Raw genomic sequence first — 21195 nt, forward strand, 5'->3', positions numbered from 1 at the left:
CTCGGATGCACTTTTGATACGAGCAACTCCGTGGAGGTAAGGGGATTCGAACCCCTGACCTTCTGCATGCCATGCAGACGCGCTACCAACTGCGCCATACCCCCGTGGAGCTGAGGGGACTCGAACCCCTGACCCCCTGCATGCCATGCAGGTGCGCTACCAGCTGCGCCACAGCCCCGGAAGTCGGTTCCGGACGTGTCGTGACGGGCCTTCAGAGCCCTTCACCCCGTCCGGAGCAACTCGATTATCTTAGAGCCTCGCGGCCCGTCCGCACAAATCAGCGGCGGTCGCCGCGCGACGTCGTGCGTCAGCCCTCTTCGACGGTGACGGGCACGGGCAGGGTCCCCGCGTTGTGCTCGCCCAGCCGCCACCGGGAACCCCCGTCGCGGTGCGGCCGGCGCTCCTCGAGGATGGACCACGAGCAGTTCGAGAGCCCCGCCAGCGCGCCCCAGAGGTCGTGCGGCAGGCCCAGCAGGTGGGCGAGGCCCACGCGGATGGCACCGCCGTGGCTCACGACCACGAGGGTTCCGTCGGCGGGCACCGCGGCGAGGGCGCGGTCCACGGCGCGGTGGACGCGGGCGGCGACGTCGAGGCGCGTCTCGGCGCCGCCCGCGGCCGTGTTGACGTCGCCGTCCTCCCAGCGGCGGAGCGCCTCGGGGTCCATGCCCCGGATCGCATCGAATGTGTGCCCCTGCCAGGCGCCGGCGTTGGTCTCGCGCAGCCCGCTGTCCACGGCCACCGGCAGGCCGGTCACCGCGGCGAGGGCCTCGGCGGTCGCCCGCGTGCGGTCCAGGTCCGAGGAGACGATGGCGGACGGGGAGAGCGAGGCGAGCCGGCGCGCGGCCTGGTGGGCCTGGCGGTGGCCCTCCTCGTTCAGCGGGATGTCGGTCTGCCCCTGGAACCGGCCGGCGGCGTTCCAGTCGGTGCGCCCATGGCGCCAGAACACGATGCGCCGCAGCGCCCCGCGCGCGGCGTCGGGGTGCACCGCCCTCAGCCCGCGGCGGAGGCGGAGGCCCCCGCGTCGTCGAGGCCGAGGTCCACCAGAGGGCAGTCCTTCCAGAGGCGCTCGAGCGCGTAGAAGGCGCGGTCCTCGCGGTGCATGACGTGGACCACGACGTCGCCGAAGTCGAGCAGGACCCAGCGGCCCTCGGAGCGGCCCTCGCGGCGCACGGGGCGCCGGTCCAGCTGGACGATCAGCTCGTCCTCGATGTTGTCCACCACGGCGTTGACCTGCCGCTCGGTGTCCGCCGAGGCGATGACGAAGACGTCGGTGATCGCGAGCCGTTCGCTCACGTCTACGGCGACGATGTTCTCGGCCAGCTTGTCTGCTGCGGCCTTCGCGGCCGTGCGGGCCAGCTCGACGGCCGTCTCTGTTGCGCTCACTCTTCTCCTTGGAAGCTTGCTGCTGCTGGGCGGGCTACTTGCCGCCCAGCACGATCATGATGATGGCGACGATGAGGGCGAGGATGCCGACCGCGCCGATGGCCAGGAGCACGATGCGCTCGCGCTGGGCCCGGCCCATGCCCGCGTGCGCGGAATCGAGCGGGTCGAGACCGTGGGCGCTGCGGGCAGAGACTGGGGCGCCTTCCGGCATGTCCCCGCGGGGCTGGGCGCGGCGGACGTCCACGGGCCGCGAGCCGGCAGGTCCGGCGCCCGCGGACCGCGGCTGGCGCGCATTCTTCCCGGTGACCACGGGCACGTGGGTGGTCGTGGGGGGCTTCATGACCGGGTGCGGGACCCCCGGCACCCGCACGAACTCGAGCGGGGTCACCATCGCGAGGTTGTCGGTGGCCGCGGGGGCGGGCGCCTTCCGCGGCGGAGCCGCCGCTTCCTTCCGCGATTCCTCGGCGAGGCGCTGCTTGGCCTGGGCGCGGCGGTTCAGCACGGCGGCGCGCTCGGCCATGGCCACCTGCTCGGCGAGGAGCGCCGGGTCGACTTCAGTCCCGGCTCCGCCGCGCTGGGCCTCGAGCATAGCCGCCTGGTTCTTGGCCTGCTCCTTGAGCAGTTCGCGGGCGGCGGCGATCTGCTCGTGGCTGAGCCGGCGGAAGGAGCCGGTCTCGGGGCCCAGTGCGGGGGTGACCGTCAGGCCCTGCGGCACGATCCCCTGCATGGCCGTCGGCGGCGCCGGGTCGACGCCGGGCACCGGCGCACTGCCGCCCTCAGGTGGGCCCTGCGGCTGGGGGACGACCGGCAGCGGCTGGGCCGAGGGAGCCGGCCCTCCGGAAGCCTCGGCCGGCGGCTGCTGGGCGGGCGCTCCGGGAACACCCGTGATCGGCGGGATCTTGCCCGTCTCGCGTTCGCGGATGGAGCGGCGGGTCGGGAAGGACTGCCGGGCGTTCTGGGCGGCCTGCTCCTTCTCGGCCAGCTCCCGCAGCACGCGCTGGGCAGCGCGGTCCCGGGCGCGCGCCTGGGAGCTGCGCTCGGAGGGCGCCGGCTCGCTTCCCGCGGTGCGGGCGCGGGGGGCGCGGGCGGGTGCGGGCGGCACGGCGGCGGACGACGGCGCGTGGCCGCCGCGCGCTGACGCCGCAGCCGCGCCGTGGGCAGCCGCGAGGGCTTCGGACCGGGCACGGGCGGCCGCGGCCGCCGCCTCGGCCCGGCCACGGGCCTCCGCCTCGGCCTGGTCCGGCGTCAGCTGCTGCTGCGGGGCCGAGGCGAGTGCAGCCTGCTGGGCCAGGCGACGCTCGCGCCGGCTCGTGATCGGCCTATCCTCGTTGCTCATGCCTGCTCATCGCACAGCAGCTGCTGTGCTCCCTGCCTCTCCGTTCTCGTCCTGCGCGTGGCCGTCGCCGTCGTCGGACGGGCGGCCCTTCCCACGGTAGAGGCCGTACTTGGCGATGTACTGCACCACGCCGTCGGGAACCAGATACCAGACCGGCTCGGCCACGGCCACGCGCGCGCGGCAGTCCGTCGAGGAGATCGCCATCGCGGGCACCTCGAGGAGGCTGACGTCCGCCCGGCCGAGGTCGTGCAGCTCATGGCCGGGCCGGGTCACGCCCACGAAGTGGGCGAGCTCCCACAGCTCGTCGACGTCCTTCCACCCCACGATCTGCGCCATGGCGTCGGCGCCGGTGATGAAGTAGAGGTCGGCCTCGGGCCGCAGCCGCCGCAGGTCGCGCAGCGTGTCCTTCGTGTACGTCGGGCCGGGCCGGTCGATGTCCACGCGGCTCACCGTGAAGCGCGGATTCGACGCTGTCGCGATCACCGTCATGAGGTAGCGGTGCTCGGCGGCGCTGACCGTGCTCTTGGACTTCTGCCACGGCTCCCCCGTCGGCACGAACACGACCTCGTCGAGATCGAACTTCGACGCGACCTCGCTGGCCGCGACAAGGTGGCCGTGGTGGATCGGATCGAAGGTGCCGCCCATGACACCGAGTCGGTGACGGCGTGCGCTCCGGGGCTGCTCTGCTGGGGCCAAGGCGAAAGGGTTCAGTGGCCCTGGCCGCGGTCGTGCTTGTTCGGGTGCTGGCGGTGCGGATCCGCGTGCTCGTCGACGGCCTCGTGGCGGCGGCCGAGGTTGGTGTAGGAGACCGTCACGAACATCAGCACTGCGAAGATCACGAACATCGTCACACCGATGACGAGCGGCGGTGCGATGAGCGGCGCGGGCTCCTCGTGGCCGGCGGCCTCCGCTGTGACGTTGACTGCGGTGCTGATCAGCGTTGCCAGCATGGTCTCCCCTTCAGGTCGTGTCTCTCAGATGAAGCATCTGGACTGGCTATCATCCTACCCCGGCGGATCAGGCGCGGACCTGCCCCTCGCCCTGCACGATCCACTTGGTGGTCGTCAGCTCCGACAGGCCCATGGGGCCGCGGGCGTGCAGCTTCTGCGTGGAGATCCCCACCTCTGCGCCGAGTCCGAGCTCGCCGCCGTCGGTGAACCGGGTCGAGGCGTTGACCATGACCGCGGCCGAGTCGACCTCGGCGATGAAGCGCTCGGCGTTCGCGAGGTCGTTGGTGATGATGGCCTCGGTGTGGCCGGTGCTCCAGCGGCGGATGTGCGCGATCGCCTCGTCGAGTCCGTCCACCGTGGCGACCGCGAGCTCGAGGTCCATGTACTCGGTGGCCCAGTCCCGGTCGGTCGCCTCGTCCGCGGCCACGTCGGCCGGCAGCGCCGCGAGGGTGCGCCCGTCGACGTGCAGGCGCACACCGCGCTCGGCGAGGGCCCGCGCGACAGCGGGCAGCACCGTGGAGTCCTTGTGGACCAGGACGGTCTCGACCGTGTTGCAGACACTCGGGCGCTGCGTCTTGGCGTTGACGAGGATCTCGACCGCCATGCGCTCGTCGGCGCTCGCGTCGACGAAAACGTGCACGTTGCCCTCGCCGGTCTCGATGACGGGCACGGTCGAGTTGAGCACCACATTCTGGATCAGGTCGCGGCCGCCGCGCGGGATCAGCACGTCCACCCGGCCCCGGGCCCTCATGAGGGCGTTGCCGCCCTCGCGCCCGTAGGCGTCCACGCTCTGGACGGCGTCGTCGGGGAGGCCCACGGAGGCGAGGGCGTCGCGGATGATCCCCAGCAGGGCCGCGTTGGTGTGGCCCGCGGCGCTGCCGCCGCGCAGGATGACGGCATTGCCGCTCTTGAGGGCCAGCCCGGCGATGTCCACGGTCACGTTGGGGCGCGCCTCGTAGATGGCGGCGACCACGCCCATCGGCACGTTGACCTGGCGCACCCGCACCCCATTGGGCAGCGTCTGGCCCCGGACCACGGTGCCCACGGGGTCGGGCAGCCCCGCCAGGGTCTCGAGGGCATCGACGAGTCCGTCGATGCGGGCGGGGCTCAGGGCGAGCCGGTCGAGCAGGGCCTTGGACGTGCCGTTGGCGCGTCCCGCCTCGAGGTCCTCGCTGTTGGCGGCGAGGATCGCGGCCTCGTTCTCCTTCAGCGCGGCGCCGATCGCCCGGAGCGCGCGGTCCTTCCAGGCGCGGTTGGCGCGGGCCAGCACGCGCGAGGCGGTGCGGGCGCGGTCGCCGATCGCGTGGACCGCCGCCTCGACGTCCGCCGGAACGAGCACGGCCTGCCCGGGCGCCGGCGTGGCCGGTGCGGTGGCAGCAGTGGTCTCGGGCTGGACGGAGGCAGGCGTGGCCGTGCGCGCGGTGTCGGTCATGCAACAAGTCTACCGAGGCGGGCGCGGGCGGGCCCGGCCCGGCGTCACACGAGCACGAGGTCGTCGACGTGGACGACGACGCGCTCGTACTCGGGCCCGAGCTCGCGCCCGAGGTCCCTGGTCGAGCGGCCCAGCATGGCCGGGAGCTCGTCCGCGGAGAAGTTGACGAGCCCGCGGGCGAGCACGTGGCCGGACTGGTCGGCGATCTCCACCGGGTCGCCTGCCTCGAACTCCCCCGAGACGGCCGTGATGCCGGCGGGCAGCAGCGAGCGGTGACGCTGCCCGACGGCCCGGACGGCGCCGTCGTCGAGCGTGAGGGTCCCCCGGACCGCCGCGAGGTGCTCGAGCCAGAGCAGGCGCACGGGCTTGCGCCGTCCGCTCACGCTGAACCAGGTGCCCACGTCCTCCCCGGCGAGGGCGCGCGCAGCGGCGGCGGTGGAGGTCACGAGGGCGGGAATGCCGGAGCTGGCGGCGATGCTCGCGGCCTCGACCTTGGTGGCCATGCCGCCGGTGCCCACGCCGGCCTTGCCGGCGCTGCCGATCCTCACCCCGTCGAGGTCGGCGGCGTCGCGGACGTGGTCGATCCGCACGCCCCCCTCGGCCGGCGGCCCCGTGTAGACGGAGTCCACATCGGAGAGGAGCACGAGCGCGTCGGCGTGCACGAGGTGGGCCACGAGCGCGGCGAGCCTGTCATTGTCGCCGAAGCGGATCTCATGGGTGGCCACGGTGTCGTTCTCGTTCACCACCGGGACCACGCCGAGGTGCAGGAGCTTCTCGAGGGCGCGGTGCGCGTTCTTGTACTGGGTCCGGCGCACGAGGTCGTCGGCGGTGAGGAGCACTTGGCTGACGGTCACGCCGTGCGCCGTGAACGCCTGCGTGTAGCGCGCCATGAGCAGCCCCTGCCCCACGCTCGCCGCAGCCTGCTGGGTGGCGAGGTCCTTGGGCCGGCGCGCCAGCCCGAGCGGGGCCAGGCCGGCGGCGATGGCACCCGAGGAGACGAGGACGATCTCGGTGCCGGCGTTGGCACGCTCGGCGAGGGTGTCGACGAGCGCTTTGAGGGCCTTCTCCGAGATGCCGCCCCGGATCGTCGTCAGGGACGAGGAGCCGACCTTGACCACGATCCTGCGGGCCTCGGGCAGCCATTCGCGCCCGCGCGCGGTGGCCTCAGAGGTCGTCGTCGTCATCGACCCACTCTCCCTCGGCGGCCTCCTCGGCGGCCACGGTGTCCTTCTCCGGCGTCCGGCGCCGCGACGACTCGGTCCAGATGCCGGCGCGGCGCTCGGCCTCGAGCTCCTCGCGTGCCGCGGCCCTCGCGGCCTTGCGGTCCTCGTAGTCCTCGCGCTTCTGGGCGCGGGTGGGGCGTTCCCAGTCTGCGAGGCGCAGGTCCGTGCCCCGGGGCCCGGTGAGCACCTCGGCCCCGGTCATCATGGTCGGCTCCCAGTCGAAGACCACCGCGTTGTCCTCGCCGATGACCACGGTGTCCCCCGGCTTCGCGCCGACCTTGAAGAGCTGGTCCTCCACCCCGAGGCGGTTGAGGCGGTCCGCGAGGTACCCGATGGCCTCCTCGTTGGTGAAGTCGGTCTGCTTGACCCACTTCTCCGGCTTCTCCCCCAGGACGCGGAACAGCGGCTCGAGGTTGCGCTCCTCGCGCCGGATCGTGAATCCGGCCTCGTTCACGGCGCGGGGACGGAGGACGGCGGGTGCCACCTTCGGCGGGGCGGCCTGGACGGCGTCCCGGGCGGCCTGGACGATCTCGGCCATCGCGAAGCCGAGGGGCTTGAGGCCCGCGTGGCTCGTCGCGGAGACCTCGAAGACGCGGTATCCGCGGCGCTCGAGCTCCGGCCGGACCATCTCGGCCATGTCCTTCCCGTCGGGCAGGTCCGTCTTGTTCAGGGCCACGAGCTTGGGACGGGCGTTGAGCGGCTGCGCCTGCCCGTCGGCGCCCGCGTAGCTCATGTCCACGGCGTACTTCTCGAGCTCGCGCTCGATCACGTCGAGGTCGTCGATGGGGTTGCGGTCGGCCTCGAGGGTGCCGCAGTCGAGGACGTGGACGATCGCCGCGCACCGTTCGACGTGGCGAAGGAAGTCGTGGCCGAGGCCGCGGCCCTCGCTCGCGCCCTCGATGAGGCCCGGGACGTCGGCGATGGTGAAGCGCACGTCGCCGGCCTGGACCACGCCGAGGTTGGGCACGAGGGTCGTGAAGGGGTAGTCGGCGACCTTCGGGCGGGCGGCGGACATGGCGGCGATGAGGCTCGACTTGCCTGCCGAGGGGTAGCCGACGAGGGCGATGTCCGCGATCGACTTGAGCTCGAGGACGATGTCCCGCTCGTCCCCGGGGATCCCGAGGAGGGCGAAGCCGGGGGCCTTGCGCTTGGCCGAGGCGAGCGCGGCGTTGCCGAGGCCGCCCTGGCCGCCGGCCGCGGCCACGTACTCGGCGCCCTCGCCGACCAGGTCCGCCAGGACCTTCCCGTCGCGGGACTTGACCACGGTGCCGTCCGGCACGGGCAGCACGAGCGTGTCGCCGGTGTGCCCGGCGCGCCAGTCGCCCATGCCGGGGCCGCCGTTCTGGGCGTGCCGGTGCGGGGAATGGTGGTAGTCGAGCAGCGTCGTGGTCTGGTGCGACACGCGCAGGACGACGTCGCCGCCGTTGCCGCCGTTGCCGCCGTCGGGGCCGCCGAGCGGCTTGAACTTCTCGCGCTTGACCGAGATGCAGCCGTGGCCGCCGTTCCCGCCCGAGACGTGCAGGACTACGCGGTCCACGAAGCTCGCCACGTCATTCTCCTTAGCTCTTCGGGCCTGTCACCCGATTCTAGTGCTGGGCCGTGCCTGCCCCTCCGGAACGGAGTGGGGACACAGCAAAAGGGTGGAGCGGACCACTGGCCCACTCCACCCTGTGTCAACGGACCGCGCCCAAGGGCGCAGCCGCTGCTGCCTGTCCTCTGCTACGCAGCGACGACGATGTCCACGATCCGGCGCCCGCCACGGGTGCCGAACTGGACCGCGCCCGCGGTCAGAGCGAAGAGGGTGTCATCCTTGCCGCGACCCACGCCGTTGCCGGGGTGGAAGTGCGTGCCGCGCTGGCGGACGATGATCTCGCCGGCGTTGACGGACTGGCCGCCGAAGCGCTTGACGCCGAGGCGCTGGGCGTTCGAGTCGCGGCCGTTGCGGGTGGAGCTTGCGCCCTTCTTGTGTGCCATGAGCTGTGCCTCCCTGAGGAAATCTAGAGTCTGGGCGAACCCGAAGGTTCAGGCGTTGATGCCGGTGATCTTGACCTTGGTCAGCTCCTGGCGGTGGCCCTGGCGCTTCTTGTAACCGGTCTTGTTCTTGTACTTCTGGATGACGATCTTCGGGCCGCGCAGGTCCTCGAGGACCTCGGCCGTGACCGTCACCTTGGCCAGCTCGGCAGCGGCGGAGGTCACCTTCTCGCCATCGACCAGCAGGAGGGCGGGCAGCTCGATGGTGCTGCCGGCCTCACCGGCCACGCGGTTGAGGGTGACGAGGTCTCCGACGGACACCTTCTCCTGACGGCCGCCGGCGCGGACAATCGCGTACACCACTGGGGAACTCACTTCTCTCGACTGATATTTCCAAAAGCTCTTTGCGCGCGGCGCCCGGCGTCCGTGCCTTCGCACGGCGCGTCAGGCGCCCAAGTGTGCTTCTGCCGTGAGTCCGCGAGGGGAATCCCTGGGAGTGAATACCCAAGTGACGGCGCAAGCACCGAGGATCAAGAATACGCTAGTCCTCTGTCCGGCCGCAAATGAGGCCTACCCGGCCATTGCCTGCCGGAAAAGCACGCCCGACCAGTGTATCCCACCGGCCGGGCGTGCCCCGTCACGCGAACCTGCGCGGCGCGTCGAAGAACTCGCGTTCGTAGACGGCGGACGCGGCGAAGGCCTCGCGCATCGCCGTGCGCTCGTCGACCGAGGCGCGGCGGCCCGCGGCGTCGGTGAAGGCGATGGCACGGCGGGTCGCCGCGGCAAAGCCCTCGTCGGCGTACGTGCCGATCCAGGCGCCGTACGGATGCGCGTCCTTCTCGGGCCGGGCGGCATGCCGCGCGTGCAGGGCCGCGCCGACCTCGGCGTAGATCCAGTAGCAGGGCAGCGCTGCCGCGGCGAGCACGGCATAGCTTCCGGACGCAGAGGCCGCGAGCAGGTGGTCCACGTAGGCCTTCGTCACCGGGCCGGGGACGGCAGCGCCGGTGCCGCCGGTCCCCGCCCCGGCCGCGGCGGCGTCGTGCGCGGGCTGCGGATGGCGGGAGAGCCAGGTGCGGTGCAGCTCGGCCTCGACCTCTAGGCAGACCCGGGCGCCCTCCGCCCAGAAGGCCTGCTCCTCCTCCGTCGGGGCGAGCGCGCTCGCCCTGGCCAGGACGCGGGAGTACCCGTTGAGGTACAGGGCGTCCTGGGTGAGGTAGTAGGCGAAGTGCGCCTGGGACAGTGTCCCGTCGTCGAGCTGGGCGACGAACGGCAGCGCGTCGATCTCGGCCCGGACCTTGGCCGTGTCGCGCCAGAGCCCGTCCGTGAACTCGCCCTCGGCGAGGGGAACGGACCCCGTGAGGTGGTGGAAGTGGTGCACGGGGCCGTGGCCGCCGCCGACCTCGAGGTCGCCCGAGGCGGCCAGCGCACCGCGCAGCCACTCCTTGACCACCGCGAGCGAGCGCGCCCAGTCGCCGGTGCGGACCTGCACCGTGGCCAGTGCGGAGGACAGCGAGCAGCCGGTGCCGTGCGTGTTGCGGGTGGACACCCGATCGCCGTCGAGCTGTACGAGGACGCCGTCCGCTCCGCGCCGGGCATCGACGATCGCGTCGGGACAGGCCGCGCCGTCGAGGTGGCCGCCCTTGACGAGCACTGCTCCCCCGGTGCGCTCAGAGAGCCGGCGCCCCTGGTCGAGCGCCTCCTCCCAGGACGATGCCGTCGCCTCTCCGAGCAGCGCCCCGAGCTCGGGCAGATTGGGCGTGACGAGATGGGCGTGGGCGAGCAGGTCGCGCAGCGCCTCCTCGGCGTCCGCGGCGAGCAGCCGGTCGCCGCTCGTGGCGACCATCACCGGATCGAGCACGACGACGGCCGGCCGCGCCCGCTCGAGCCAGGCGGCCACCGTGCGGATCACCTCCGCGTCGGCGAGCATGCCGATCTTCACCGCATCGATCTGGATGTCGCTGCCGACGGCCTCGAGCTGGGCCGCGAGGAAGTCCGCCGGCGGGGTGTGCACTGCGGTGACACCGCGGGTGTTCTGGGCGGTGAGCGCCGTGATGGCGCACATGCCGTAGCCGCCCATCGCCGCGATGCTCTTCAGGTCGGCCTGGATGCCGGCTCCGCCCGAGGGGTCGGAGCCGGCGATGCTCAGGACGCGCGGAACGCTGCCCACAGCGCTACAGCTCCGACGCCGGGACGCCGACGCCGAGGATCATGGGGCCGCCCTCGTCCTTCGGGCTGTCCTTGGCGGCCCGGCCTGCCTCTGCCGGCTGCGCGGGCGCAGCGGCGGAGCGCGTCTGGCCGCCGACGGCGCCTGCGGTCTCCTCGACGCGCGTCACCTCCGCCGAGCCCTGGCCGCTGCGGGCGCCGCGGCTGCGGCGCTTGCGGCCCTGGCGCGGCTCGGCCTCGCTCGGCGCGTGCCGCTCCCCCGTGAGCTGGTCGAACGCGTGGCTGAGCGCGTCGAGGCTCAGGGCCGGTGCGGCGGCCGGGGGCTCGTGCGGCGTGTCGCCGTGCGGGATCTCGATCCGCTCCCCGCCGATCGTGAGGACGGGCCGGCCGTCCTCGCCTTCGGAGGTGGCGCGGGCCGTGGCAGGCCCGTGGGTTGCCTCGGCCCGGGCCGCCGGGGCGGACGAGGCCAGGGCGCGCACCGGCTCCTGGGCCTGCCGTGCGGCGGCGTGCTCGGCCGCGCCGGCCGCCTCCGCCGGGACGGTGGACGTGGCTGCGGGCGCCTGCTGCGCGGGCGCCTGTGCGGGCGCCTCCGGGGCGGGCCCGGCAGCGGGTGCGTGCTCGGCGGGCGCGGGGTGCTCGCCGTCGTGCAGGTGGGCAGCGTGGGCCGCTGCTGCCACGGCGGCAAGAGCGGCGCGGGTCGCCTGGGCACGGGCCTGGCGCTCGGCGTCGTCGGCCGGCGGAGCGGCGGGCTGCGCCGGGGCCGCCTGCGGCTCGGCCGGCTGCCCGCTGCCGCGGCGGCGGCGCTTGCGCCCGCTGCTGGCGGCGGCGCCCTCAGTCCGCGGGGGGGCCTGGTGCTCGGGTGCCGGCGCCGGCGGACGGCTGCCGCGCTCCACGGGCTCCTCGTGGGTGATGACGCCGCGGCCGCCGCACACCTCGCAGTTCTCGCTGAAGACCTCGAGCAGGCCCGTGCCCATGCGCTTGCGGGTCATCTGGACCAGCCCGAGCGAGGTGACCTCGGCCACCTGGTGCTTGGTGCGGTCACGCCCGAGGCACTCGACCAGACGGCGGAGCACGAGGTCGCGGTTGGACTCGAGCACCATGTCGATGAAGTCGATCACGATGATGCCGCCGATGTCCCGCAGGCGCAGCTGGCGGACGATCTCCTCCGCGGCCTCGAGGTTGTTCTTGGTGACGGTCTCCTCGAGGTTGCCGCCCGAGCCGGTGAACTTGCCGGTGTTGACGTCGACCACCGTCATGGCCTCGGTCCGGTCGATCACGAGGGAGCCGCCCGAGGGCAGGAACACCTTGCGGTCGAGCGCCTTGTGGATCTGCTCGTCGATGCGCCAGTGGGCGAAGACGTCCTCGTCCGCCTCGTACTTCTCGAGCCGGCCGAGGAGGTCCGGCGCGACGTAGGTGACGTAGGCCTCGATCGTGTCCCAGGCCTCCTCGCCGCTCACGATGAGCTTCGAGAAGTCCTCGTTGAAGACGTCGCGGACCACCTTGATGGTCAGGTCGGGCTCGCCGTACAGGAGCTCCGGCGCGAGCACCTTGGTGCTGGAGGCCTGCTCCTGGATCGACTCCCACTGGGCGCGGAGCCTGTTGATGTCGTGGGTGAGCTCTTCCTCGCTCGCGCCCTCGGCGGCGGTGCGCACGATCACCCCGGCGTCCTCGGGGAGCCGGTCCTTGAGGATCTTCTTCAGCCGCGCGCGCTCGACGTCGGGCAGCTTGCGGGAGATGCCCGTCATCGATCCGCCGGGCACGTACACGAGGTAGCGGCCGGGCAGGGAGATCTGGCTCGTGAGCCGTGCACCCTTGTGGCCCACCGGGTCCTTCGTGACCTGGACGAGGACGGAGTCGCCGGACTTGAGCGCGTTCTCGATGCGGCGCGGGGCGCCGTCGAGGCCAGCCGCGTCCCAGTTGACCTCGCCGGCGTACAGGACGGCGTTGCGGCCGCGGCCGATGTCCACAAAGGCCGCCTCCATGGAGGGCAGCACGTTCTGGACCCGGCCGAGGTAGACGTTGCCGATGAGCGAGTCCTGCTGCGTCTTGGAGACGAAGTGCTCGGCCAGCACGCCGTCCTCGAGGACCGCGATCTGGATGCGGTCGTCCTTCTGGCGGACCACCATCTGGCGGTCCACGGACTCGCGGCGCGCCAGGAACTCGGCCTCGGTGATGACGTGGCGGCGGCGCCCCGACTCGCGGGACTCGCGGCGGCGCTGCTTCTTGGCCTCGAGGCGGGTGGAGCCCTTCAGGCTCTGAACCCGGGTGCTCGTCGACTCGGACGGCGTGCGGGGCGCGCGGACGCGGGTCACCGTTCCGGGCGGGTCGTCGTCGAGGCCGCCCTCGAGCTCGAGGTCGGCCTCACCGCGGCGGCGGCGCCTGCGGCGGCGGGACGTGACCTCGTCGGTCTCCTCGTCAGCGTCGCCGTGCTCGGCGTCCTGGTCGTCGCCGGCCTCGGTGGCGCGCGTGCGGCCCCGGCGGCCGCGTCCGCGGCGGCGACGGCGTCCGGTCAGCTCCGACTCCTCGTCCTCCTCCTGCTCCTCCTCGTGGTCCTCCACGGGCTCTGCGGCCACCGGCCGCACGACCGTGCTGAGGTCAGGGGCCTGGAAGATCATCGAGGTCGGAGAGATGGGCTCCCGGAAGAGCGACGCGAAGCCGCCCTCCGGCTGCTCCCCGGTCTCCGCCTCGGCGGCTTGCGGGGCGGCTGCCTCCTCGCGCGGGGCGCGGGCCGGCGCGGATTCCTGCGGGGCCGCTTTCCGGGTGTTCGGCTCTGCGGCCTGCTTCTCGGGCTCGGCTGCGGCAGCGGCCTGCACCACCTCGGCCGGGGCCTCGCCGGCTGCACCCGGTCGCGCCGCAGCGCGGCGGCGGGCGCGGACCGAGCTCTTGGCCCGGGAACCGGCCGCGGGAGCAGCGGCGTCCTCGTCCTGCGGTGCCTGCGCCTGGTCCGCAGCGGCCGCGTGCTCGGGACGGCGCGTCTCCTCCTTCACCGCGGCGGCCCTGGCGGAGGTCCGCCGTCGGCGCGGCGCCTTCTGCTCGGTGGCCTCCGTGCCCTCGGCGCCCGTCACCTCAGCGGCTGGCTGGGCCGCCGGGACGGCAGCCGTCGCCTCAGCGGCAGGCTGGGCCGCCGGGACGGCTTCGGCGTCGTTGGCGGGGGCGGGGGCAGCCTGCTGCTCCCCCTGCGGCCCGGCGGCCTCTGCGGCCTGTTCGGCAGCCACCGGCTCGGCGGTTGGCTCCTTGGTCGCGGCGGCGGCGCGGCGCGTGCGGGTCGCCCGCTTCGGCTTGGCCGGCGGCTCAGCCGCGCTGGCCTCGGCCTCGCTGGCCTCGGTGCTGGCGGTCTGGGGCGCCTCCGCCACGGCGGCGTCCACCTCTGCCGGCTCCTGGGCGGCGGCCGGCGACGCGGCCGGGCTCGAGGCGCTGCGCCGCCGGGTGGTGCGGCGGGGCTTCTGCTGCTCGGCTGCCACGTGCTCGGCTACCGCTGCGTCGTCAGGTGAGGCTGCGCCCGGCTGCTGTTCCATATCCATCTGTACGTACTCCAAAGGCCGCCCCGTCCGTCCCCACATACGGCGGCCGCGGCGGCGCCACGAGTCGGCACCCGCAGGCGCCGACGAAGTCAGTCCTGTGCCCTCGCGGAATCCCGCGCGGGCCGGCGCCACGTTGCAACCCGCCACCGGTCGAGGCCGGGCAGGTGCCGCTCTGGCCCGCGCATCCCGGTCGGGATCGGTGGATCCGGACGGGCACGGGGCGGCGGTCTTCTCGCTGAGCACCGGACCGGGCACTGCATGTGGATCAGCGTCCGGCCACTGGCATTCTCTCACATGCCGGCCCGGCAAGATCCGGAAGGGCGCGCCCGCCGCCGCCGCGTCGCGCGGGGTCCGGCCCGCGGGCGGGGCTGGACGGGCTCCAGTGATCGCCCAGACGGGCAGCCTAGAATCGGAGCATCCCGCAGGAAGGACCTCCATGACTCCCCAGAGCAGCCCGAGCCGGGCAACGACCGCGTCCGAGACCCACGAGGCCGGCACGGACGGGACGGCCGCCCTCCCCGACGGCGACCGGCACGTGATGACCCGCACCGTCCCGTTCGCGTGGCTCGTGCTGGTCACGAGCGTGGTCGGCTGGCTCGCCTCGGGCGAACTCGTCCTCGAGAAGATCGAGAAGCTCATCAACCCCAGCCACACCACGATCTGCGACGTCAACCCGTGGGTCTCCTGCGGCGAGGTCATGAGCACATGGCAGAGCTCGCTCTTCGGTTTCCCGAACATGTTCATCGGGATCGTGGCCTTCGCCGTCACGATCACCGTGGCGATGGCGCTCCTGGCCGGGGCCCGCTTCAGCCGATGGTTCTGGGTCGGCCTGCAGGTCGGCGTCACGCTCGGCTTCGTCTTCGTCATCTGGCTGTGGAGCCAGGCCCTCTACGCCATCGGGATCCTGTGCCCGCTGTGCATGATCGTGTGGGCCATGATGATCCCCCTCTTCGTCTGGACCACCGCCCGCAACGTCGCCCACGGCGTCATCCCGGCGCCGGCCCGGGTCGCGAAGGCCCTCGCCGACTGGGGCTGGGTGACGGTGGCGGTGCTCTACGTCGCGGTCATCGCGACGATCTTCTTCCGCTTCCTGAACCTCTTCGTCCCCTCCACCATGTAGCCCCCCTCGCCGTTTCGGGTACGCATCTCGTCGCGCTTCTGCCGTTCCGGGTACGCATCTCGTCGGCTTTCCGGCATTCCGGGTACGACGACGGCCGGCGCCTTCCACACGGAAGGCGCCGGCCGTCGTCGTCTGTGGATCCTCCGGAAGGATCGGCCGCTGGCGCGCGTACCCGAAACGCGAAATCAGCGTCGAGATGCGTACCCGAGAGTCAGCGGGAGAACCAGATGCCGATCTCGCGCGCGGCGGACTCGGGCGAGTCGGACCCGTGGACGAGGTTCTGCTGGACCTTCAGGCCCCAGTCGCGGCCGAAGTCGCCGCGGATGGTTCCCGGGGCCGCGGCGGTCGGGTCAGTCGCGCCGGCGAGCGAGCGGAAGCCCTCGATGACGCGCTCGCCCTCGAAGACCGCCGCGACCACGGGGCCGCTCGCCATGAACTCGAGCAGCGGCTCGTAGAAGGGCTTGCCCTCGTGCTCGGCGTAGTGCTCGGCCAGCAGCTCGCGGCTCGGCGTGAGCTGCTCGAGGGCCGCGAGGCGGTAGCCCTTCGCCTCGACGCGGGCGAGGATGGCACCAGTCAGGCCGCGGGAGACACCGTCGGGCTTGACGAGGACAAGGGTGCGTTCGGTGGTCACAGGTACTCCTGGGTGAAGGGGGCTGGTTTCCCGACCAGTCTACTGATCAGGCCCCGCCGCCGCCGGCGCCGGTCCCCGCCGGACCGCCCTCGGGGTGCGTGCGCTCCCATGCGGCCTGCTCGCGGTCGCGCTGGAGGTTCTCCCGGTCGAGGCGGGCGCCGGTGCGGACCGCGAAGAACCACGTCACCAGCAGGATCCCGCCGACGAGGAACATCGTGGGCTCGAAGAAGCCGAGGGCAACGAGGACCAGCTGCAGGATCCAGCCGAGGGCCATGCCCCACGGTCGGGAGACCACGGCGCACGAGAGCACGAACACGGCGAGCAGGACGAACCCGCCGCCGAGCACCGTCCCGGCGCCGAGATCATGCGCGCGCAGCCCGAACAGCACGAGCGTGGCGAAGAACACGACGAAGGCCTCGGTCAGCAGGAGCACCGAGGCGAACATGACGCGGACGGAGCGGCGCTTCTTGGGCATGCCCGGGCGCCACTCGCGCTGGGCCCTCGTGAGCCTGGCCATCATGAGGCATCCTTCCCCAGCAGGGTGCGGGCCTCGCCCACCACCGTGATCGATCCCGTGATCAGCACCCCGCCGGCGAAGTCCTCGGTGGCGTCCGCGCGCTCGACGGCGTACGCGATGGCGTCGTCGAGCTTCTCCTCGACGTGCACGGCGTCCTCGTCGAATCCGAGGTCGAGGGCCAGCTCGGCGAGCTCCTCGGCCGGGATGGCGCGCGGGGACGCCGACTGGGTGAAGCAGTACTCGACGCGCTCGTCCGCGAACTCCTCCTCGAGGGTCCGCAGGATCTCCTCGGCGTCCTTCTCGCGCAGGACGCCGAGCACGATGACGAGGGTCGAGAAGTCGAACGCCTCCTTGAGGGCCTGCGCGCTCACCCGGATCCCGTCCGGGTTGTGCGCGGCGTCCACGATGATCGTCGGGGACGTCCGGACGGTCTCGAGCCGTCCGGGAGAGCTGACCTCCGCGAAGCCCTCGCGCAGCAGGTCGATCGAGAGCTCCCGCTCCCCGCCGCCGAGGAAGGCCTCGAGGGCCGCGACGGCCACCGCGGCGTTCTCCGCCTGGTGGGCGCCGTGCAGCGGCACCGCGAGGTCCTCGTAGCGCCCGGCGAGGCCGCGCACCGTGACGAGCTGGCCGCCGACGGCGAGCGAACGGGACTCGACCCCGAACTCCACGCCCTCGAACCGGTGCGGCACGCCCACCTCGCGGGCCTTCTCGAGGAGCACCTGCGCGGCGCCCCGGGGCTGGGCCGCGCTCACGAGGAAGCCGCCGCGCTTGATGATGCCGGCCTTCTCGCGCGCGATGTCCTCGACGGTGTCCCCCAGCAGGTCGGTGTGGTCGAGGGAGATGGGGGTGACGACGGAGACCGCGCCGTCGCCGACATTGGTGGCGTCGGTGATGCCGCCAAGGCCGACCTCGATGACCGCCACGTCCACGGGCTCGTCCGCGAAGACGGCGAAGCCGAGGATCGTGACGCACTCGAAGTAGGTCAGCCGCGGCTCGCCGGCCGCCTCGAGCTCGGTGTCCACGATCGCCAGGTACGGGGTGATCTCATTCCAGATCCGCACGAAGGTCGCGTCCGGCACCGGGGCACCGTCGAGGCTGATCCGCTCCGTCACCCGGGCCAGGTGCGGGCTCGTGTACCTCCCGGTGCGCAGCCCGTGGGCCCGCAGGCCAGCCTCGATCATGCGGGCGGTGGACGTCTTCCCGTTGGTGCCGGTGATGTGGATGATCGGGAAGGCCCGGTTGGGCTCGCCGAGCACATGCATCGCCCGGAAGAGGGGCGCGAGGCGCGGCTCCATCTTGTTCTCCGGGGCCCGGCTGAGGAGGATCGCGTAGACCTCCTCGACCGTGGTCGGCTCCGCCGCGGGGCCGGTGGCGCGATCGCTCACTGGCCAGCCTCCCCTGCGCGCACGCCCTGGCCGTCGGCCACGCCGGCGTCGACGCGCTCGACGAGCGCTGAGGGCTCGACGTCGGCCACGAGCAGCTCGAGCTCGACCGCGAGGGTCTCGCCCCTGAGCAGCTCGGCATGCTCGCGGGCAGCCGCGATGACGTGCGCCTTCGCGGTCACGCTCGCGCGGATCCGGTCGCCCACGGCGAGGTCGGCCTCCTTGCGGGCCTGCTGGATCACGCGCACGAGGTCGCGGGCCAGGCCCTCGGCCTCGAGCTCGGGGGTGAGGCCCGTGTCGAGGACCACGAAGCCCCCGCCCGGGAGCATGGCGACGGCGGCGTGCTCGCCTGCCTTCGCCGGGTCCACGACCGTCTCGAGCGTGTACTCGTGCGGTTCGAGGCCGATGCCCCCGGCGGTGACGGAGCCGTCGTCGGCCACCGACCAGTCCCCCGACTTCGAGCCCTTGATGGCCGTCTGGACGCCCTTGCCGAGGCGCGGGCCGGCGGCGCGGGCGTTGACGACGAGCCGGCGCTCGATGCCGAACTCCTCCTCGCTGGCCTCGGCCGCGTCGAGGAGCCGGACGGCCTTGAGGTTCAGCTCGTCCGCGATGACCGCTTCCGAGCCGGAGAGCTCCGCCGCGCCGGGCACGACGACGGTCATCGCCGCGAGCGGCAGGCGCACCCGCAGCTTCGCGGCCTTGCGCAGCGACGAGCCGGCCGAGCACACGGCCTGGGTGCGGTCCATCTGCTCGACGAGCGCGGGGTCGTCGGCGAAGAGCGCGGCGTCCGGCCAGTCGGTGAGGTGGACCGAGCGGCCGCCGGTGAGGCCGCGCCAGATCTCCTCGGTGACGAGGGGCAGCAGCGGCGCCGCGACGCGGCACACGGCCTCGAGCGCGGTGAAGAGGGCGTCGAAGGCGTCGGCGTCCTCGTCGAAGAACCGCTGGCGGGACCTGCGCACGTACCAGTTGGTGAGCATGTCGAGGTACTCGCGCAGCACGTCGCATGCGGTGGAGATGTCGTAGGCGTCGAGGTGCTGCTGCATCCCGCGCACGAGGCGTCCGGTCTGGGCCATGAGGTAGCGGTCCAGGGGGTCGGTGTAGCCGTCGTGCCGGACTGCCGCCTCGAAGCCTGCGCCGGCAGCGCCGTCGCGGGAGGCGCGCGCCGCGTTGGCGTAGAGCGTGAAGAAGCTGTACACGTTCCACAGCGGCAGGATCACCTGGCGCACGCCGTCGCGGATGCCCTGCTCGGTGACGATGAGGTTGCCGCCGCGCAGGATGGGGCTGGCCATGAGGAACCAGCGCATCGCGTCGGAGCCGTCGCGGTCCAGCACCTCGGAGACGTCCGGGTAGTTGCGCAGGCTCTTGGACATCTTCTGCCCGTCGGAGCCGAGCACGATCCCGTGGCTGATGACATTGCGGAAGGCGGGACGGTCGAACAGCGCCGTCGCGAGGATGTGGAGCGTGTAGAACCAGCCGCGGGTCTGGCCGATGTACTCGACGATGAAGTCGCCGGGGTTGTGCGTCTCGAACCATTCCTGGTTCTCGTACGGGTAGTGGACCTGGGCGTACGGCATCGACCCGGAGTCGAACCAGACGTCGAGGACGTCGGGGACGCGGCGCATCGTGGACTGCCCCGTGGGGTCGTCCGGGTTGGGCCGGGTGAGCTCGTCGATGAAGGGCCGGTGCAGGTCGGGCTTGCCCTCGTGGTTGAGCGGGAGCCGGCCGAAGTCGGCCTCGAGCTCGGCGAGGGAGCCGTAGACGTCGGTGCGCGGGTACTCCGGGTTGTCCGAGACCCAGACGGGGATGGGCGATCCCCAGTAGCGGTTGCGGCTGATCGACCAGTCGCGCGCGTTCTCGAGCCACTTGCCGAACTGGCCGTGCTTGACGTTGCCCGGGATCCAGGTGATCTGCTCGTTGAGCTCGAGCATGCGGTCCTTGATCTTGGTGACCTCGACGAACCAGCTCGAGACGGCGCGGTAGATCAGGGGGTTCCGGCAGCGCCAGCAGTGCGGGTAGCTGTGCACGTAGCTGGCCTGCTTCAGGAGGCGGCCCTGCTCGCGCAGCACGCGGGTGATGGGCTTGTTGGCCTCGAAGACCTGCAGCCCCACGATCTCCCTCAGCGGGGCGTTCTCGCGCGAGCCGAACAGCGGAAGGAACTTGGCGCCGTCGTCCACGGAGAGGATCACCGGGATGCCGGCCGCCTCGCAGACGCGCTGGTCGTCCTCGCCGTACGCGGGCGCCTGGTGGACGATGCCGGTGCCGTCGGTCGTGGTGACGTAGTCGGCGACGAGGATGCGCCAGGCCTTGCCCGTGCCGTAGACCTCGGCGTCGGCGAAGTAGTCCCACAGCGGCTCGTACCGGATGCCCTCGAGCTCGGTACCGAGGTAGGTGCGCTCGACGGCGGCCGCGGCGGCCTGGGCGTCCTCGTAGCCGAGGTCCTTGGCGTAGGAGGCCACGAGGTCCTCGGCGAGGAGGAAGCGGGTGCCGGCGGCGAACGGCGAGACGCCGGGGGCGCTCACCCCGTCGGGTCCGGCGGGCACGACGGCGTAGCGCACCTCGGGCCCGACGGCGAGCGCTGCGTTGGTGGGCAGCGTCCACGGCGTGGTGGTCCAGGCGATGGCGAGGACGCCGGCAAGCTGGCGCGAAATGTCGGAGTCGCCGGCGAGCAGCGGGAAGGTGACCGTGACCGTCTGGTCCTGGCGGTCCTTGTACACGTCGTCGTCCATGCGCAGCTCGTGGTTGGACAGCGGCGTCTCGTCGTTCCAGCAGTACGGCAGCACGCGGTAGCCACTGTACGTGAGCCCCTTCTCATGGAGCGTCTTGAACGCCCAGATCACGGACTCCATGTACTCGACGTTGAGGGTCTTGTAGTCGTTCTCGAAGTCGACCCAGCGGGCCTGGCGCTTGACGTAGGCTTCCCACTCGCGCGTGTACTTGAGGACCGAGGCACGGCAGGCGTCGTTGAACTTGTCGACGCCCATCGCGTCGATGTCCGACTTCTGGTTCATGCCGAGCTGCTTCATGGCCTCGAGCTCGGCGGGAAGGCCGTGGGTGTCCCAGCCGAAGCGCCGCTCGACCCGCTTGCCGCGCAGGGTCTGGTAGCGCGCCACGAGGTCCTTGGCGTAGCCGGTGAGCAGGTGGCCGTAGTGCGGCAGGCCGTTGGCGAAGGGCGGCCCGTCGTAGAAGACGAACTCGTTGGCGCCGTCACGCCCGGCATCCCGGCCGTCGACCGATGCCTGGAAGGTGCCGTCCTCGTCCCAGTAGGCGAGGATGCGCTCCTCCAGCTCGGGGAAGCGCACGGAATGGGTCGTCGCCGCATCCTGGGCGGCTGCTGCAGAGGCCTTGGGGTACACGCTCACTCGGATCCTGGCTCGCTTCATGCTGCTGGATGCGAGGACGGCGTCCACCCGGATCTGCCGGACGGGGCCGCGGTACCACCTCACTTGCCCGCACCGGCCGGCGCGGGCCTCTCATTGACGGCTGTGACGGGCCTGCCCGTCCGGTTCTACTGGGCGTCCCCGCTGCGGCGGGTGGCGCTGTTCTTCCGGAAGCTCGCCGGTGATGGC

17 protein-coding genes and 2 tRNA genes are annotated in these 21195 nt (G+C 72.5%); 1 reads left to right on the forward strand and 18 read right to left on the reverse strand.

What is annotated here, in order from left to right:
• Nucleotides 1-31 precede the first annotated feature (31 nt).
• The 14 genes from ACVWWH_RS09825 to ACVWWH_RS09890 all read right to left on the reverse strand — a co-directional run bounded on the left by ACVWWH_RS09825 (nt 32) and on the right by ACVWWH_RS09890 (nt 13973).
• Nucleotides 32-104 (reverse strand) — tRNA-Ala (locus ACVWWH_RS09825).
• Nucleotide 105: 1 nt separating this feature from the next.
• A tRNA-Ala gene (locus ACVWWH_RS09830) sits at nt 106-178 on the reverse strand.
• 129 nt (nt 179-307) lie between these two features.
• Nucleotides 308-985 (reverse strand): histidine phosphatase family protein, encoded by a 678-nt coding sequence (locus ACVWWH_RS09835; protein WP_457316470.1) that lies wholly within the window; start codon nt 983-985, stop codon nt 308-310.
• A 5-nt stretch (nt 986-990) separates the two neighbouring features.
• On the reverse strand, nt 991-1383 hold the full coding sequence (gene rsfS, locus ACVWWH_RS09840) for a ribosome silencing factor (RefSeq protein WP_066498152.1): 393 nt from the start codon (nt 1381-1383) through the stop codon (nt 991-993).
• 34 nt (nt 1384-1417) lie between these two features.
• Nucleotides 1418-2719: a hypothetical protein gene (locus ACVWWH_RS09845; protein WP_457316471.1), complete on the reverse strand. Its 1302-nt coding sequence runs from the start codon at nt 2717-2719 to the stop codon at nt 1418-1420.
• 6 nt (nt 2720-2725) lie between these two features.
• Entirely contained in the window at nt 2726-3415 is a 690-nt protein-coding gene (gene nadD, locus ACVWWH_RS09850) for a nicotinate-nucleotide adenylyltransferase (protein ID WP_457316472.1), read from the reverse strand.
• 11 nt (nt 3416-3426) lie between these two features.
• Nucleotides 3427-3669 (reverse strand): hypothetical protein, encoded by a 243-nt coding sequence (locus tag ACVWWH_RS09855; RefSeq protein ID WP_066498156.1) that lies wholly within the window; start codon nt 3667-3669, stop codon nt 3427-3429.
• A gap of 67 nt (nt 3670-3736) precedes the next feature.
• A complete protein-coding gene (locus ACVWWH_RS09860; protein ID WP_457316473.1) occupies nt 3737-5101 on the reverse strand; it encodes a glutamate-5-semialdehyde dehydrogenase in 1365 nt (454 codons plus the stop codon).
• Nucleotides 5102-5145: 44 nt separating this feature from the next.
• Entirely contained in the window at nt 5146-6285 is a 1140-nt protein-coding gene (proB, locus tag ACVWWH_RS09865) for a glutamate 5-kinase (RefSeq protein ID WP_457316474.1), read from the reverse strand.
• A complete protein-coding gene (gene obgE / locus ACVWWH_RS09870; protein WP_457316475.1) occupies nt 6266-7873 on the reverse strand; it encodes a GTPase ObgE in 1608 nt (535 codons plus the stop codon). The genes proB and obgE overlap by 20 nt, the downstream gene beginning before the upstream one ends.
• 170 nt (nt 7874-8043) lie before the next feature.
• A complete protein-coding gene (rpmA, locus tag ACVWWH_RS09875; RefSeq protein WP_066498165.1) occupies nt 8044-8298 on the reverse strand; it encodes a 50S ribosomal protein L27 in 255 nt (84 codons plus the stop codon).
• A gap of 48 nt (nt 8299-8346) precedes the next feature.
• Nucleotides 8347-8658 (reverse strand): 50S ribosomal protein L21, encoded by a 312-nt coding sequence (gene rplU / locus ACVWWH_RS09880; protein ID WP_066498167.1) that lies wholly within the window; start codon nt 8656-8658, stop codon nt 8347-8349.
• 274 nt (nt 8659-8932) lie between these two features.
• Complete coding sequence (locus ACVWWH_RS09885) at nt 8933-10462, reverse strand: bifunctional hydroxymethylpyrimidine kinase/phosphomethylpyrimidine kinase (protein ID WP_066498169.1); 1530 nt, start codon at nt 10460-10462, stop codon at nt 8933-8935.
• 4 nt (nt 10463-10466) lie between these two features.
• Complete coding sequence (locus ACVWWH_RS09890) at nt 10467-13973, reverse strand: Rne/Rng family ribonuclease (protein ID WP_457316550.1); 3507 nt, start codon at nt 13971-13973, stop codon at nt 10467-10469.
• A 442-nt stretch (nt 13974-14415) separates the two neighbouring features.
• Between ACVWWH_RS09890 and ACVWWH_RS09895 the strand changes: the two genes are divergently transcribed.
• A complete protein-coding gene (locus ACVWWH_RS09895; protein WP_066498172.1) occupies nt 14416-15099 on the forward strand; it encodes a vitamin K epoxide reductase family protein in 684 nt (227 codons plus the stop codon).
• 211 nt (nt 15100-15310) lie between these two features.
• Here the strand turns inward: ACVWWH_RS09895 and ndk are convergent, their stop codons facing one another.
• The 4 genes from ndk to ileS are packed head-to-tail and all read right to left on the reverse strand — an operon-like array spanning nt 15311 to nt 20988.
• Complete coding sequence (gene ndk, locus ACVWWH_RS09900; protein ID WP_066498174.1) at nt 15311-15730, reverse strand: nucleoside-diphosphate kinase; 420 nt, start codon at nt 15728-15730, stop codon at nt 15311-15313.
• 46 nt (nt 15731-15776) lie between these two features.
• Nucleotides 15777-16247 carry a DUF4233 domain-containing protein gene (locus tag ACVWWH_RS09905; RefSeq protein WP_457316551.1) on the reverse strand — a complete coding sequence of 157 codons (471 nt, stop codon included), beginning with the start codon at nt 16245-16247 and terminating at the stop codon, nt 15777-15779.
• Entirely contained in the window at nt 16247-17632 is a 1386-nt protein-coding gene (locus tag ACVWWH_RS09910) for a bifunctional folylpolyglutamate synthase/dihydrofolate synthase (RefSeq protein ID WP_457316476.1), read from the reverse strand. Before ACVWWH_RS09910 ends, ACVWWH_RS09905 begins: the two co-directional genes overlap by 1 nt.
• Nucleotides 17629-20988 (reverse strand): isoleucine--tRNA ligase, encoded by a 3360-nt coding sequence (gene ileS / locus ACVWWH_RS09915; protein ID WP_457316477.1) that lies wholly within the window; start codon nt 20986-20988, stop codon nt 17629-17631. The genes ACVWWH_RS09910 and ileS overlap by 4 nt, the downstream gene beginning before the upstream one ends.
• Nucleotides 20989-21195: the final 207 nt, after the last annotated feature.

The sequence above is a fragment of the Sinomonas sp. RB5 genome, assembly GCF_054063535.1.

Coding starts and splice junctions, on each gene's coding strand:
- ACVWWH_RS09845 (WP_457316471.1), bottom strand. CDS start 2,719: ATGAGCAACGAGGATAGGCCGATCACGAGCCGGCGCGAGCGTCGCCTG.
- ACVWWH_RS09855 (WP_066498156.1), bottom strand. CDS start 3,669: ATGCTGGCAACGCTGATCAGCACCGCAGTCAACGTCACAGCGGAGGCC.
- ACVWWH_RS09860 (WP_457316473.1), bottom strand. CDS start 5,101: ATGACCGACACCGCGCGCACGGCCACGCCTGCCTCCGTCCAGCCCGAG.
- proB (WP_457316474.1), bottom strand. CDS start 6,285: ATGACGACGACGACCTCTGAGGCCACCGCGCGCGGGCGCGAATGGCTG.
- rpmA (WP_066498165.1), bottom strand. CDS start 8,298: ATGGCACACAAGAAGGGCGCAAGCTCCACCCGCAACGGCCGCGACTCG.
- ACVWWH_RS09890 (WP_457316550.1), bottom strand. CDS start 13,973: ATGGAACAGCAGCCGGGCGCAGCCTCACCTGACGACGCAGCGGTAGCC.
- ACVWWH_RS09895 (WP_066498172.1), top strand. CDS start 14,416: ATGACTCCCCAGAGCAGCCCGAGCCGGGCAACGACCGCGTCCGAGACC.
- ACVWWH_RS09905 (WP_457316551.1), bottom strand. CDS start 16,247: ATGGCCAGGCTCACGAGGGCCCAGCGCGAGTGGCGCCCGGGCATGCCC.